Here is a 15,403-nt window from a genome sequence, read left to right as displayed (position 1 = left end):
GGTAGGCTATGTCTCTATACAAACAATTACTGATAGCCATCTGCCTGTTTGTGCTAATTATTTTCAGCGGGAGTTTTTTCGTCAGCCTGGAAAATTCGCGTGAACAGTACAATAACCAGCTTCACTCTCACGCGCAGGATGCCGCCACCGCGCTTGGGCTTTCCCTGACGCCGAATATCGATGACCCGGCAATGGTGGAACTGATGGTCAGCTCGATTTTCGACAGCGGCTATTTTTCCAGTATTCGCGTGCGAGATTTAAAAACCGGCAACGTCACGCTGGAGCGTACCGCTTCGCCGGATATCCCTGACGTACCGGCCTGGTTTGTCCGGTTAGTGAATCTGCAACCCGGCGCAGGCGAAGCCATCGTGATGCGTGGCTGGGAACAGGCTGCAAAAGTTGAAGTCATCAGCCACCCGATGTTCGCAGTCACCCGCCTGTGGCGCAGCAGCACAGCCACCTTCCTGTGGCTGCTCGGCTGTGGCACGCTGGGCGTGTTTATCGGCGCGCTGTTCTTGCGCCGTCAGTTGCGTCCGCTCGATTATATCGTCGATCAGTCGCTGGCGATTACCCGCCGCGAATTCCTTAGCCAGCCAGATTTACCCAATACGCCGGAATTTCGCCGCGTCGCACAGGCGATGAATCTGATGGTCAGCAAGCTCAAAACGCTGTTCGAAGAGGAAGCGGAACGCAGCGAGCGCTTACGTCAGGAAGCCTATCAGGATCCTCAAACCGGATTGAATAACCGCCGCGCGTTTGACATGCAGTTCAGCGATAAGCTGGCTGATGAAGAAACGGCCCCTGGTTTTCTGATTATGATTCGCGTGCAGGATCTGGCAGGTATGAACCAGCGTCTGGGCGGCCAGCGTACCGATGCACTGTTAGCCTCTGTCGGGCATATCCTGCGCAAAACGCAGAAACAGCATACCAATGCAGAAAGCCTTCTGGCGCGCATCCGCGGCGGAGAATTTGCGCTGTTCTGTCCCGGTTTGGTCGATAAAGAAGCCTATGCGCTGATTGGCGAATTGACACGCAACATCGAAACCTTGCATCTGACAGGCGAAACCGACGTCTCTCCTGTCGCCCAATTCGGCATGGTGCCTTTCCGCCCCGGCGACACCGCACAATCGCTGTTTATCCAGGGCGATCAGGCGCTCACCCGGGCAGAAAGCAATACCGATACCAGCGCCCCTCACGAGATTCCGTCCGTCAGTGCCGAACAGGTCGAAACCGATCGCCATAGATGGTTTAACCTGCTCGACCCTATCCTTGAACAGGAACGTTTGCAGCTTTTCCTGCAACCCGTCGTAGCCTGTGACGATCCCAGTCAGGTTCTGCACCATAAGGTACTGGCTCGCATTCAGGACGAGCAAGGGAACAGCATCGCCGCCGGTCGCTTCCTACCGTGGATCCAACGCTTTGGCTGGGATGCCCGGCTGGATCAGACCATGCTGCGCGAAGTACTGGATTATCTCCGCCAGCACGATGGTAATCTGGCGTTAAGCCTGTCCGGCAACACCGTCCAGAACCTTCACCTGATCGCCGATCTGCTTGCCCCGCTGAAGCATCAGCCTGACATCGCCAGACGACTGATTCTGGAGCTGGATGAGAACCAATTGCCAGACAGCGCCCAACTGGAAGCCTTAATCAAGCTGCTGAATGAACATGGCTGTGCGCTGGGGCTACAGCATTTTGGTGGGCGCTTTAATATGATCGGCAACTTGTCCCAATGGGGGCTGGCTTATCTGAAAGTCGATGGCAGCTACATCCGTAATATCGATCAGGAAGACGATAAGCAAATGTTTATCGAAGCGCTGTATCGTGCCACCAACAGTATTGCCCTGCCGCTTATCGCCGAACGTGTTGAAACGGCGGGTGAACTGAAGGTGCTTCAGGAGATGGGATTACAGGGCGCGATGGGACGGCTACTGGGTGAACCGGCACCTGCGGTCAGAGTATGATGCCACATCGTTTGGGTTAACGGTGCATTAACGACCCCGGCTTCTCGCTACGATATGGAGAAGCCGGAAATGGCTGAACAGAACGCTAAGACATTATTTCTTCAAAACATTATTTCGTTAAAACATCCGGCCCTTAAAACATGGCCTCTTCGTCGTCGCCAATCAGCTTGTTCAATCCCCCATTCAGCGCTTCACGCGCCTGCGCACGGTTGATTAACTTCAGCTGTGCCGCCTGAGGGAAATCGGTAATGCTCACCACACCTTTCTGAATCAACACCTGAATTAAATCTTCCAGCACGCGCACCATTTCCAGATCGCTTTGCCGCAACTGCTGCAAGCTGGACATCGCCGCCTGATGGCTGCGGAACCAGGCCTGTGCCTCGCGCGAATCATCCGGCAACTCGCCGTTCATTTCAGGAAAAGGACTCTTTTCGACCTTCATCAGGTGGCCATCACTGTCGCGCTGGATATAAAACATTCTCGGAGACCTTTTAAGTTTTTGATAAAGAAAGGAGCCGGGCAGGCTAATGCCGATCGGTTAAGGATCGAGATACCGAGGGCTACCACGATGCGAGGCATCCCTGCGGGAGCCTCATCACCGTGTTTCCCCCTAAACCCATGCTTAAGTGACTAGCATTAGCCGGGCAGGCTCCCCCTTTTCGTCAGCTCGACTGTTCTGGTTTGCTGACCAGGCTTTCAAGCGACGGCAATGCACCGTTATAGTGTTCCAACGTAATCGACACTGCAACCGTTCCGCCTTTATCCGCCGTAAAGTTCCCCTCCGTGCTAACCTCAATCGTCGGTGAACCATGATTGTCGGTGATACGAATATAGCGGCTAATATCGGTTCCTTCCTCCAGTTCGCCCACTAGATCGCTGAGATCAATCCGGTCGCCCTCTTTGGCGTTAAAGTCTTTGATCACATCGTTACCGATATCGCCAGCCTGCCACTTAAAGATATCCGCGCCCGCGCCGCCGATAAGCGTATCGCCCCCCGGCCCACCGATCAGGATGTCATCTCCCGCACCGCCGTAGAGTAGATCATTACCTTCCCCGCCAATCAGTGTGTCATTTCCACCCTGACCGAAAAGAATGTCATTCCCCGCTCCACCGTTGAGTGTGTCGTTGCCATCTTTCGCCGACGACAGATCAAACTCCGCGCTGTGCGTGGCAATATAGCTATGCATCTCTTTCGCCGTCGGAACGCCGGTTTGCATACCTAACTGCTTGCCGATGTAGTTCTGCAAGGCGGTGATACCGTTGCCGTCGATATTAGGAAACGACACCACATCGCCGAACAGAATGTCATTCCCCAACCCACCATTCAGTTGGTCATTACCTGCATGTATTGACTCACTGCTGCCCAGAATCGCTTTATTAAGGTTAGCTGGATCAATATGATCCTGAACCACACCGTCGGTGTCATAGCGCTTCAGCGTATCGCCATGTAAATCCGCACCAATACCGATCGCTTCAATGGTCGACTGCTTCTTCAGTAAACTGAAAGCCTGAGCCGCATTGGTGTTGCTGACATCGCGGTTGCCTGAATTATCAACCCAGTACCAGTTGCCGCGGTAGTCCTGCGCCCAGTAGCTGCTGTTATTACCCACGCCGCCCAGAGAGGAGATTTCATACGTTCCATCCCCCTGCGCGTGTACCTGACCAATCACCGTACCCGTGACTTGATTGCTCTTATCACTCCACGCATATTGATAGACGTTCCCTTTGCTATCAATCACTTCACGCACAGCACCGCGAACATCCATCGAGTAGGACTGACCTGGCTTGTAGGCGAAGCTATCGATATTCAGCGTTTGGTTCCAGTCACTCACTTTCACGACATCGCCTTCATTCTTCTGATAGAACGTTGGCTCACCGTCGGTAATGAAATACGTCAGGTTATTACCCACATTCTTTTTCACCACATCGCTTTGGAACCAGTTAGCCGTCGTCTTGAACACATCTTCATAGTTGGTTCCACCGCCTTTCTCCGATCCGCCCACCATTGAATTCAATACGGCGGTCAGCTTATTCAAGGCGCTGGCGTCGTTCAGATTCACAGAAATGGTGTTCCCCACCTGCGTATCAAAATCAGCCAGAAAAACGTTTACCGTACCGGAATTCACACCGCTAGCACTATTGATCAGGCTTTTGAACACGTTGCTCAACGATGTACGCGTATTCTCGATATCCGTTGACGACATACTGCCGGATGAATCAACCATAAAGGCAATGTTGTAATTCTTGCCTTCAATGATCTGCAAGCCGGAGACATCCGCGACCATCACATCGTGGCTATGCGTGCCGGACATGTTGTCATCGCCTATCGTACCGACGCTCATCCCATACTGCTCAACGCCTCCGGCAGAGTAGCCGGTCGCCGTATCATGGTTGGCAATTTCTGTCGATGTCGCCTGCGCCACTACGTTGAATTTGCCCGCATCGACTGGCACGTCGAGCGTAATCTTGCCAGCCAGCGTCTGGGCATTGCTGGCGTTCTTGATGAGATACGATCCATCGTCACCAACGGTATACTTCACGTTGTTAATGTGGTCGGTCAGCACCGTTCCTTTCGGGATCCCCGTGAGCGTAATCCCTGACAGGGTTTCACTGCCGTCGCGATCGGTCAGGGCTGCCGAGACATCAAGCGTATGCGTCTGTGTACCTGCCTGACCGGGCACTTTTTCCACCGTCGCACTATTGGTGCCCGGGGTGTATGTCGTACCGTCGCTATAGATCACGCCTTCAATATTGTTGCTAACCTGCGAGGTAAACGAGCCTGACTTGCCGCTGCCATCGGTATAGTTAACTTTCAGTCCGTCCAGCGTGTTAACCGACGTATCCTGATTGTTGTTCGTACTATAGGTTGCGTTATAGGTGTAACCCGTCTCTTTCATAACGAACACGTAGTCAGAATGCGCGCTGCTGCCGTTATTCGTCCGGTTACCGTTAAACGAATCCAGATCGCGATGATCCTTACGATCGGCCGGCCAGTCACTCTGTCGATAGAAATACCCACTGTTGGAATGCACAACGAAGATATCGCTGTAGCTGCCATCGCCGCTGGTATTACCCTGACTGTAGTACGCTACCTTGCCATTGCCGACCACCGTAGGTACCGGATCCCCCTCGGTCAGCCAAACGCGGACACCGTTGCCTACGGCAACAATTTTCCCATTTTGTACATCGAAGCCGCCGTTGGCACTACCGCCATTGACCTTAATAATTTCCGAAGAGGTCGGCGTTGTCGCACCACTGGTGATGCTCAGGCTCACTACCGGCGCATCGGCTACAGGTGTTATGCCAATGTGCAGCGCGGCTTTATCGCCGGTGTTACCCGCAACATCAACGGGCCGATAACCAATATCACCCAGCGATGCGCCAGAGAGATTACCCACTGGCGTAAAGCGCAGATCGGTGTTGCCAGCGGTAAAGGTTTGCCCAACCGTGACCGCTTTCCAACTCCCGCTATCGTTAAAATAGAGCGTACCCGCGCTGGCTGGCGGTAAAGACGAAATCACGATGCTTGTGGTATCGCTCGATACGCCCAGATCGCTCCAGCCAATATGGAGCGGCGTGTCTTCCATGCCAGAAACCGTATTGTCGTGTGCAGCTGGCGGCGTAATATCCATGATCGCCTGGCTGTTATCATGCGCCTGATTGCCTGCCGCATCGGTCGCCGTCGCGCCAGCGGTAATCTTGCCTTCCGCTAACGTACTCAGATCGACATTCGCCTGCCATTTACCATTCGTCACAGGCACGTCATGCAGCGTAACCGACTTACCATTCACATCGGTAAAGACCAGATCGACCGTTTTCTCGTTACTGGTACCGCTAATTACCGTATTTTTCGATTCACTCTGGCTAACATACCCATCGTTACCGGCAAAATTCGTAATATCAATTTCAGGAGCCGTCGTATCTACAGCATAGGCATGATGGGTGTTCGCCGTGGTGGCGTTACCCGCCGTATCGCGGGTGGTGACCGTCGCGCTCACATCACTATTCGCCGCCAGCACGGAGCCGGGAACATTCACACTCCAGGTTTTGCCATCCGCATTGACGGTCGTCTGATAGGTCTCGGTCCCGACTTTCACCGTAACCGCATCACCCGCTTTGACGTCATTATCCACCTTACCGGTGACGGCTATGGTCTGACCGGATTCGGCCGCATTGATGACGTTATCCGACGTGACGTTATCGATAGTAATCGACGCGGTTGGTGCAACGGTATCCACGCCGTAAGCGTGGCTGGTGTTTGCCGTGGTAACGTTACCCGCCGGATCGCGTGTGGTGACGCTAGCACTCACATCGCCGTTGGCGGCTAATACCGACCCCGGCACATTGACACTCCAGGTTTTGCCATCAGCATTCACGGTGGTCTGGTAAGTCTCGGTACCGACTTTAACGGTAACCGCATCGCCCGCCTTCACGTCATTATCGACTTTACCGGTGACCGCAATGGTCTGCCCGGACTCGGCCGCATTGATGACGTTATCCGACGTCACGTTATCAATAGTAATAGAGGCGATTGGTGCGACCGTATCCACGCCGTAAGCATGATTCGTGTTGGCGGTAGTGACATTGCCTGCGGTGTCACGCGTGGTGACCGTGGCACTCACATCACCGTTGGCGGCTAACACCGAACCGGGAACATTCACGCTCCAGGTTTTGCCGTCCGCATTGACGGTGGTCTGGTAGGTTTCGCTGCCCACTTTAACGGTAATGGCATCGCCGACTTTCACATCGTTATCGACTTTACCGGTCACCGTAATGGTCTGGCCGGATTCGCTGGCATTGATGACATTGTCGGACGTGACGTTATCGATAGTAATCGACGCGGTTGGTGCAACCGTATCGACACCGTAAGCGTGGCTGGTGTTGGCCGTGGTAACGTTACCCGCCGGATCGCGCGTGGTGACGGTAGCACTCACATCGCCATTGGCGGCTAATACAGAGCCCGGCACATTCACGCTCCAGGTTTTGCCGTCCGCATTGACGGTGGTCTGGTAGGTCTCGCTACCGACTTTCACCGTAATGGCATCCCCGGCTTTCACGTCGTTATCGACGTTACCGGTGACGGCGATGGTCTGCCCGGACTCGGCCGCGTTAATCACGTTATCGGACGTGACGTTATCGATAGATATCGATGCCGTTGGTGCAACGGTATCGACACCGTAAGCATGAGAGGTGTTGGCAGTGGTGACGTTACCTGCGGTGTCACGCGTGGTGACCGTCGCGCTTATGTCACCATTCGAAGCTAATACAGAGCCCGGTACGTTAACACTCCAGGTTTTGCCGTCCGCATTGACGGTGGTCTGGTAGGTCTCGGTCCCGACTTTCACCGTAACCGCATCACCCGCTTTGACGTCATTATCCACCTTACCGGTGACGGCTATCGTCTGGCCGGATTCACTGGCGTTAATCACGTTATCGCTGGTGACATTGTCGATAGATATCGAGGCAACTGGTGCAACGGTATCGACACCGTAGGCATGGGTCGTATTCGCGGTAGTGACGTTGCCTGCGGTGTCGCGGGTGGTGACCGTCGCGCTCACATCACTATTGGCGGCTAATACAGAGCCCGGCACGTTCACGCTCCAGGTCTTGCCGTCGGCATTCACCGTCGTCTGGTAGGTTTCGCTGTCCACTTTAACGGTAATGGCATCGCCGACTTTCACATCGTTATCGACTTTACCGGTGACGGATATGGTCTGGCCGGACTCGGCCGCATTGATGACGTTATCCGACGTCACGTTATCAATAGTAATAGAGGCGGTTGGTGCAACCGTATCGACACCGTAAGCATGGCTGGTATTGGCAGTCGTAACGTTACCTGCCGCATCGCGCGTAGTGACGGTAGCACTCACATCACCGTTAGCAGCCAGTACAGAGCCCGGAACGTTCACGCTCCAGGTTTTGCCGTCCGCATTGACGGTGGTCTGGTAGGTCTCGGTGCCCACTTTAACGGTAACCGCATCGCCCGCTTTCACGTCGTTATCCACTTTACCGGTCACGGCTATCGTCTGGCCGGATTCGCTGGCATTAATCACGTTATCAGACGTGACGTTATCGATAGTAATCGACGCCGTTGGTGCAACCGTATCGACACCGTAAGCGTGGCTGGCATTCGCAGTCGTGACGTTGCCTGCCGCATCGCGCGTGGTGACTGTCGCGCTCACATCACCATTCGCGGCCAGCACAGCCCCAGGCACGTTCACGCTCCAGGTTTTGCCATCCGCATTCACCGTCGTCTGGTAGGTCTCGCTGCCCACTTTAACGGTAACCGCATCACCCGCCTTCACGTCGTTATCGACGTTACCGGTTACCGCAATGGTCTGGCCAGACTCGCTGGCATTGATCACGTTATCGGACGTCACATCGTCGATAGTAATCGAGGCGGTTGGTGCAACGGTGTCTACACCGTAGGCATGAGTAGTATTGGCGGTAGTGACATTGCCCGCGGTGTCACGTGTCGTCACCGTCGCGCCCACATCACCATTGGCGGCCAGCACGGAACCGGGAACATTGACACTCCAGGTTTTGCCGTCCGCATTCACCGTCGTCTGGTAGGTCTCGGTGCCGACTTTAACGGTAACCGCATCACCCGCTTTGACGTCGTTATCGACTTTACCCTTCACCGCAATGGTCTGACCGGATTCGCTGGCATTGATGACATTGTCGGACGTGACATTGTCGATGGTAATCGAGGCGGTTGGTGCGACGGTATCGACACCGTAAGTGTGATTTGTGTTTGCCGTAGTGACGTTGCCTGCGGTGTCACGGGTGGTGACGGTCGCGCTCACATCACTATTGGCGGCTAATACAGAGCCCGGCACGTTCACGCTCCAGGTCTTGCCGTCGGCATTCACCGTCGTCTGGTAGGTTTCGCTGCCCACTTTAACGGTAATGGCATCGCCGACTTTCACATCGTTATCGACTTTACCGGTGACCGCAATGGTCTGCCCGGACTCGGCCGCGTTAATCACGTTATCAGACGTGACGTTATCGATAGATATCGATGCCGTTGGTGCAACGGTATCGACACCGTAGGCATGGGTCGTATTGGCGGTAGTAACATTGCCCGCCGGATCACGTGTGGTGACTGTCGCACTCACATCACCATTAGCGGCTAACACCGAGCCGGGAACATTCACACTCCAGGTTTTACCATCAGTATTGACGGTGGTCTGGTAGGTCTCGGTACCCACTTTAACGGTAACCGCATCGCCCGCCTTCACGTCGTTATCGACCTTCCCCGTCACCGCAATGGTCTGGCCGGACTCAGTCGCATTAATCACGTTATCGGACGTGACGTTATCGATAGTAATCGAGGCGGTTGGTGCAACCGTATCCACGCCGTAAGCATGATTCGTGTTGGCGGTAGTGACATTGCCCGCCGGATCACGCGTGGTGACTGTCGCACTCACATCGTCATTGGCGGCTAGTACCGAACCGGGAACATTCACGCTCCAGGTTTTACCGTCGGCATTGACGGTGGTCTGGTACGTTTCCGTGCCGACTTTAACGGTAACCGCATCCCCGGCTTTCACGTCGTTATCGACTTTACCGGTCACCGCAATGGTCTGACCGGACTCGGCCGCGTTAATCACGTTATCAGACGTGACGTTATCGATAGTAATCGACGCCGTTGGTGCAACGGTATCGACACCGTAAGCGTGGCTGGTATTGGCAGTGGTGATGTTACCTGCTGCATCGCGCGTGGTGACGGTAGCACTCACATCGTCATTGGCGGCTAGTACCGAACCGGGAACATTCACGCTCCAGGTTTTGCCATCAGCATTCACGGTGGTCTGGTAGGTCTCGGTACCCACTTTAACGGTAACCGCATCGCCCGCTTTGACGTCGTTATCCACTTTACCGGTCACGGCAATGGTCTGGCCGGACTCACTGGCATTAATCACGTTATCGCTGGTGACATCGTCGATAGTAATCGACGCCGTTGGGGCCACCGTATCGACATCATAAGCATGGCTGGTATTGGCGGTAGTAACATTGCCTGCCGCATCGCGGGTGGTGACCGTGGCACTCACATCGCCGTTGGCGGCTAATACGGAGCCGGGAACATTCACGCTCCAGGTTTTGCCGTCCGCATTGACGGTGGTCTGGTAGGTTTCAGTACCAACTTTAACCGTAACCGCATCGCCCGCTTTCACGTCGTTATCGACGTTACCGGTCACCGCAATGGTCTGGCCGGATTCGGCGGCATTAATCACATTATCCGACGTCACATCGTCAATGGAAATTGAGGCAACTGGCGCAACCGTATCGACGCCGTAAGCGTGAGAAGTATTCGCCGTGGTGACATTGCCTGCCGCATCGCGCGTGATGACGGTAGCACTCACATCACTATTGGCTGCTAACACCGAACCGGGAACATTCACACTCCAGGTTTTACCATCAGTATTGACGGTGGTCTGGTAGGTCTCGGTACCCACTTTAACAGTAACCGCATCGCCGACTTTGACGTCGTTATCGACTTTCCCGGTCACCGCAATGGTCTGCCCGGATTCGCTGGCATTGATGACGTTATCCGACGTGACATCGTCGATAGTAATCGAGGCAGTTGGTGCAACGGTATCGACACCATAAGTATGATTCGTGTTTGCCGTCGTAACGTTGCCCGCGGTATCGCGTGTCGTCACCGTCGCGCTCACATCACCATTAGCGGCTAACACCGAGCCGGGAACATTCACACTCCAGGTTTTACCATCAGTATTGACGGTGGTCTGGTAGGTCTCGGTACCCACTTTAACGGTAACCGCATCGCCCGCTTTGACGTCGTTATCCACTTTACCGGTCACGGCTATCGTCTGGCCGGATTCGCTGGCATTAATCACGTTATCAGACGTGACGTTATCGATAGTAATCGACGCCGTTGGTGCAACGGTATCGACACCGTAAGCATGGGTCGTATTGGCGGTAGTAACATTGCCCGCCGGATCACGTGTGGTGACTGTCGCACTCACATCACCATTAGCGGCTAACACCGAGCCGGGAACATTCACGCTCCAGGTTTTGCCATCGGCATTCACGGTGGTCTGGTAGGTCTCGGTACCCACTTTAACGGTAACCGCATCGCCCGCCTTCACGTCATTATCGACTTTACCGGTGACTGCAATGGTCTGGCCGGATTCGGCCGCATTGATCACGTTATCCGACGTCACATCGTCAATGGTAATAGAAGCCGTTGGTGCAACGGTGTCCACGCCGTAGGCATGAGTGGCATTCGCGGTGGTGACGTTACCTGCTGCATCGCGCGTGGTGACTGTCGCGCTCACATCACCATTCGCGGCTAACACCGAACCGGGAACATTCACGCTCCAGGTTTTGCCATCAGCATTGACGGTGGTCTGGTAAGTCTCGGTACCGACTTTAACGGTAACCGCATCGCCCGCCTTCACGTCATTATCGACTTTACCGGTGACTGCAATGGTCTGCCCGGATTCGCTGGCATTGATGACGTTATCCGACGTGACATCGTCGATAGTAATCGACGCCGTTGGTGCCACCGTATCCACACCGTAAGCGTGAGTCGTATTGACGGTGGTGACGTTGCCAGCGGTATCGCGCGTCGTCACCGTCGCAGAGACATTGCCGTTGGCGGCTAGTACGGAGCCGGGAACATTCACGCTCCAGGTCTTGCCATCGGCATTCACCGTGGTCTGGTAGGTCTCGGTACCGACTTTAACGGTAACCGTATCACCAACTTTCACGTCGTTATCGACCTTCCCCGTCACCGCAATGGTCTGGCCGGATTCGGCAGCATTAATCACGTTATCGGACGTGACGTTATCGATAGTAATCGATGCCGTTGGTGCAACGATGTCCACGCCGTAGGCATGATTCGTGTTGGCGGTAGTGACGTTGCCTGCTGGATCGCGTGTGGTCACGCTGGCGCTCACATCGCCATTGGCTGCTAACACCGAACCAGGAACATTCACGCTCCAGGTTTTGCCATCGGCATTCACGGTGGTCTGGTAGGTCTCGGTACCCACTTTAACGGTAACCGCATCGCCGACTTTGACGTCGTTATCGACTTTCCCGGTCACCGCAATGGTCTGCCCGGATTCGCTGGCATTGATGACGTTATCCGACGTGACATCGTCGATAGTAATCGACGCCGTTGGTGCCACCGTATCCACGCCGTAAGCATGATTCGTGTTGGCGGTAGTGACATTGCCTGCGGTGTCACGCGTGGTGACCGTGGCACTCACATCACCGTTGGCGGCTAACACCGAACCGGGAACATTCACGCTCCAGGTTTTGCCGTCCGCATTGACGGTGGTCTGGTAGGTCTCGGTACCGACTTTAACGGTAACCGTATCACCAACTTTCACGTCGTTATCGACCTTCCCCGTCACCGCAATGGTCTGGCCGGACTCAGTCGCATTAATCACGTTATCAGACGTGACGTCATCGATAGTAATCGACGCGGTTGGTGCAACCGTATCGACACCGTAGGCATGGCTGGTATTTACAGTCGTAACGTTGCCTGCCGGATCGCGCGTGGTGACGCTAGCACTCACATCGCCGTTGGCGGCTAATACCGATCCGGGAACATTCACGCTCCAGGTCTTGCCATCGGCATTGACGGTGGTCTGATAAGTCTCGGTGCCGACCTTAACGGTAATGGCATCCCCGGCTTTGACGTCGTTATCGACGTTACCGGTCACCGCAATGGTCTGGCCGGACTCAGTCGCATTAATCACGTTATCAGACGTGACGTCATCGATAGATATCGAGGCAACGGGTGCAACGGTATCGACACCGTAGGCATGGGTCGTATTCGCGGTAGTGACGTTGCCTGCCGTGTCGCGTGTGGTGACCGTGGCGCTCACATCGCTATTCGTTGCCAGCACCGAGCCGGGAACATTCACGCTCCAGGTTTTGCCATCGGCATTCACGGTGGTCTGGTAGGTCTCGGTACCGACTTTAACGGTAACCGCATCGCCCGCCTTCACGTCATTATCGACTTTACCGGTGACTGCAATGGTCTGGCCGGATTCGGCGGCATTAATCACATTATCCGACGTCACATCGTCAATGGAAATTGAGGCAACTGGCGCAACCGTATCGACGCCGTAAGCGTGAGAAGTATTCGCCGTGGTGACATTGCCTGCCGCATCGCGCGTGATGACGGTAGCACTCACATCACTATTGGCTGCTAACACCGAACCGGGAACATTCACACTCCAGGTTTTACCATCAGTATTGACGGTGGTCTGGTACGTTTCCGTGCCGACCTTAACGGTAACCGCGTCGCCCGCTTTGACGTCGTTATCAACCTTACCGGTCACCGCAATGGTCTGGCCGGATTCGGTCGCGTTAATCACGTTATCCGACGTCACATCGTCGATAGTAATCGACGCGGTTGGTGCAACCGTATCGACACCGTAGGCATGGGTCGTATTGGCGGTAGTAACATTGCCCGCCGGATCACGCGTGGTGACCGTGGCACTCACATCGCTATTGGCGGCCAATACCGATCCGGGCACATTCACGCTCCAGGTTTTGCCATCGGCATTGACCGTGGTCTGGTAGGTCTCGCTACCGACTTTTACTGTAACCGCATCGCCGGCTTTGACGTCGTTATCGACTTTACCCGTCACCGCAATGGTCTGGCCGGACTCACTGGCATTAATCACGTTATCGCTGGTGACATCGTCGATAGTAATCGACGCCGTTGGGGCCACCGTATCGACATCATAAGCATGGCTGGTATTGGCGGTAGTAACATTGCCTGCCGCATCGCGGGTGGTGACCGTCGCGCTCACATCGCCGTTGGCGGCTAATACGGAGCCGGGAACATTCACGCTCCAGGTTTTGCCGTCCGCATTGACGGTGGTCTGGTAGGTTTCAGTACCAACTTTAACGGTAACCGCATCCCCGGCTTTCACGTCGTTATCGACTTTCCCGGTCACCGCAATGGTCTGCCCGGATTCGCTGGCATTGATGACGTTATCCGACGTGACATCGTCGATAGTAATCGACGCCGTTGGTGCCACCGTATCGACGCCGTAAGCATGAGAAGTATTCGCCGTGGTGACATTGCCTGCGGTATCACGTGTGGTGACGGTAGCACTCACATCACTGTTGGCGGCTAACACAGAACCGGGAACGTTGACGCTCCAGGTTTTGCCATCGGCATTGACCGTGGTCTGGTAGGTCTCGGTGCCGACTTTGACGGTGATTGCATCGCCCACTTTGACTTCATCGCCCACCTTGCCAGTAACGGCAATGGTCTGCCCAGACTCGGCGGCATTGATGACGTTATCGGACGTCACATCATCAATTGAAATTGAGGCAACAGGAGGTAGGGTATCGACGGTTACCGCTTCACTTCCCCCTGTTCCAGGAATGCCAGCATCATCGGTATAGCTGCCATCAGGGATGCTGACACGAACCTCACCCTCAAAATTGTTGGCAGGCGTTAATGTCGCCGTCCAGCGAGTGGGATCGTTAGGATCCTGCACCAAGTTCGTTACTGAGCCGTTTGTTACGGTGATATCAGTGAGGTCAAAACCAACGGGCGGTTTTGTAAAAACGAAACTTATTGTGCCGTCACTGTTTATGACAAGGGTGACAGAGGGAGGTGTGGTATCAGTGGTATCCGCGGCGGCAGTAAGCAGCGTGGATGAAGCGACACCATCCAGAACGGATGAGGCGCGGTCAGTAAACGATAAGCCCGCGGTATCATACCCAATCGGCGTCGTCACGACCTCGGCTGTCAGGTTCAAAATGACCGCGGGATTGAAATGTCCACCGCCACCGTCCCCCGCATCTCCTGTGCTGTCATTACCTGCTGCAGTTGCTTCAAGCACCTGTGTCGGATCAGCGCCCTGAGCAATCGCATCTTGTATCTCGGCAACATCATTGGCGACATCGGCACTTCCTTGAGAAGACGCATTGCTGACATCGCTCCAGCGGCTATCCCGCCCCAGATCCAATGTTTTGCCATCTGGTAATGTGATTGAAACCGCGCCATTAGCACCGGTAACGACCTCTTCACCGCTGTAGACCCGATCGCCAGCAACCAGCAATCTTTGACTTCCATCAAGCGCGACGATAAAAACCTGTCCAATAACGAATTTAATGACGCCAATCACACCATTCAAAATTCTTTCTCCTTGATATTTATAATTATTTTCATCATTTAGCGATATTGTGGATACCGATTTTAACTATCGTCCTGATAGGGTTGATTTGCTGTGTCTCGTCCTGACATTTTATTAAAAAAAGCGTTACGATAGGGTTGTTGTGATGCGTCAAATACTTGACTCAATGCACAATATAATAAAAAATTCAGAATATTCTTTCCAGAACTTTACTCATTGAGAGTAATTTCTATTTTTTCGCCTTAAGTGCGCCAAAAAAAACAAACCAAGATATTGATAAAAAAAGAATAAAATAAAAAAACT

3 protein-coding genes are annotated in these 15,403 nt (G+C 54.2%); 1 reads left to right on the top strand and 2 read right to left on the bottom strand.

All coding sequences use genetic code 11. The features are described from left to right. Nucleotides 1-8 precede the first annotated feature (8 nt). Nucleotides 9-1,961: a cyclic di-GMP receptor LapD gene (gene lapD, locus O1Q74_RS05530; RefSeq protein ID WP_271876839.1), complete on the top strand. Its 1,953-nt coding sequence runs from the start codon at nt 9-11 to the stop codon at nt 1,959-1,961. Between the two features lie 133 nt (nt 1,962-2,094). Here lapD and O1Q74_RS05525 read toward each other — a convergent pair whose 3' ends face one another. Continuing rightward, on the bottom strand, nt 2,095-2,439 hold the full coding sequence (locus O1Q74_RS05525; protein WP_271876836.1) for a tryptophan synthase subunit beta: 345 nt from the start codon (nt 2,437-2,439) through the stop codon (nt 2,095-2,097). A 184-nt stretch (nt 2,440-2,623) separates the two neighbouring features. Beyond that, nucleotides 2,624-15,100, bottom strand: coding sequence for an Ig-like domain-containing protein (locus O1Q74_RS05520; RefSeq protein WP_442953124.1), 12,477 nt, complete (start codon nt 15,098-15,100; stop codon nt 2,624-2,626). Nucleotides 15,101-15,403 lie beyond the last annotated feature (303 nt).

Origin of the sequence: Pectobacterium sp. A5351 (assembly GCF_028335745.1) — a bacterium.
Lineage (GTDB): Bacteria > Pseudomonadota > Gammaproteobacteria > Enterobacterales > Enterobacteriaceae > Pectobacterium.
The sequence above is the reverse complement of the archived record's forward strand: the minus strand, read 5'-3'. Positions and strand labels throughout refer to the sequence as shown.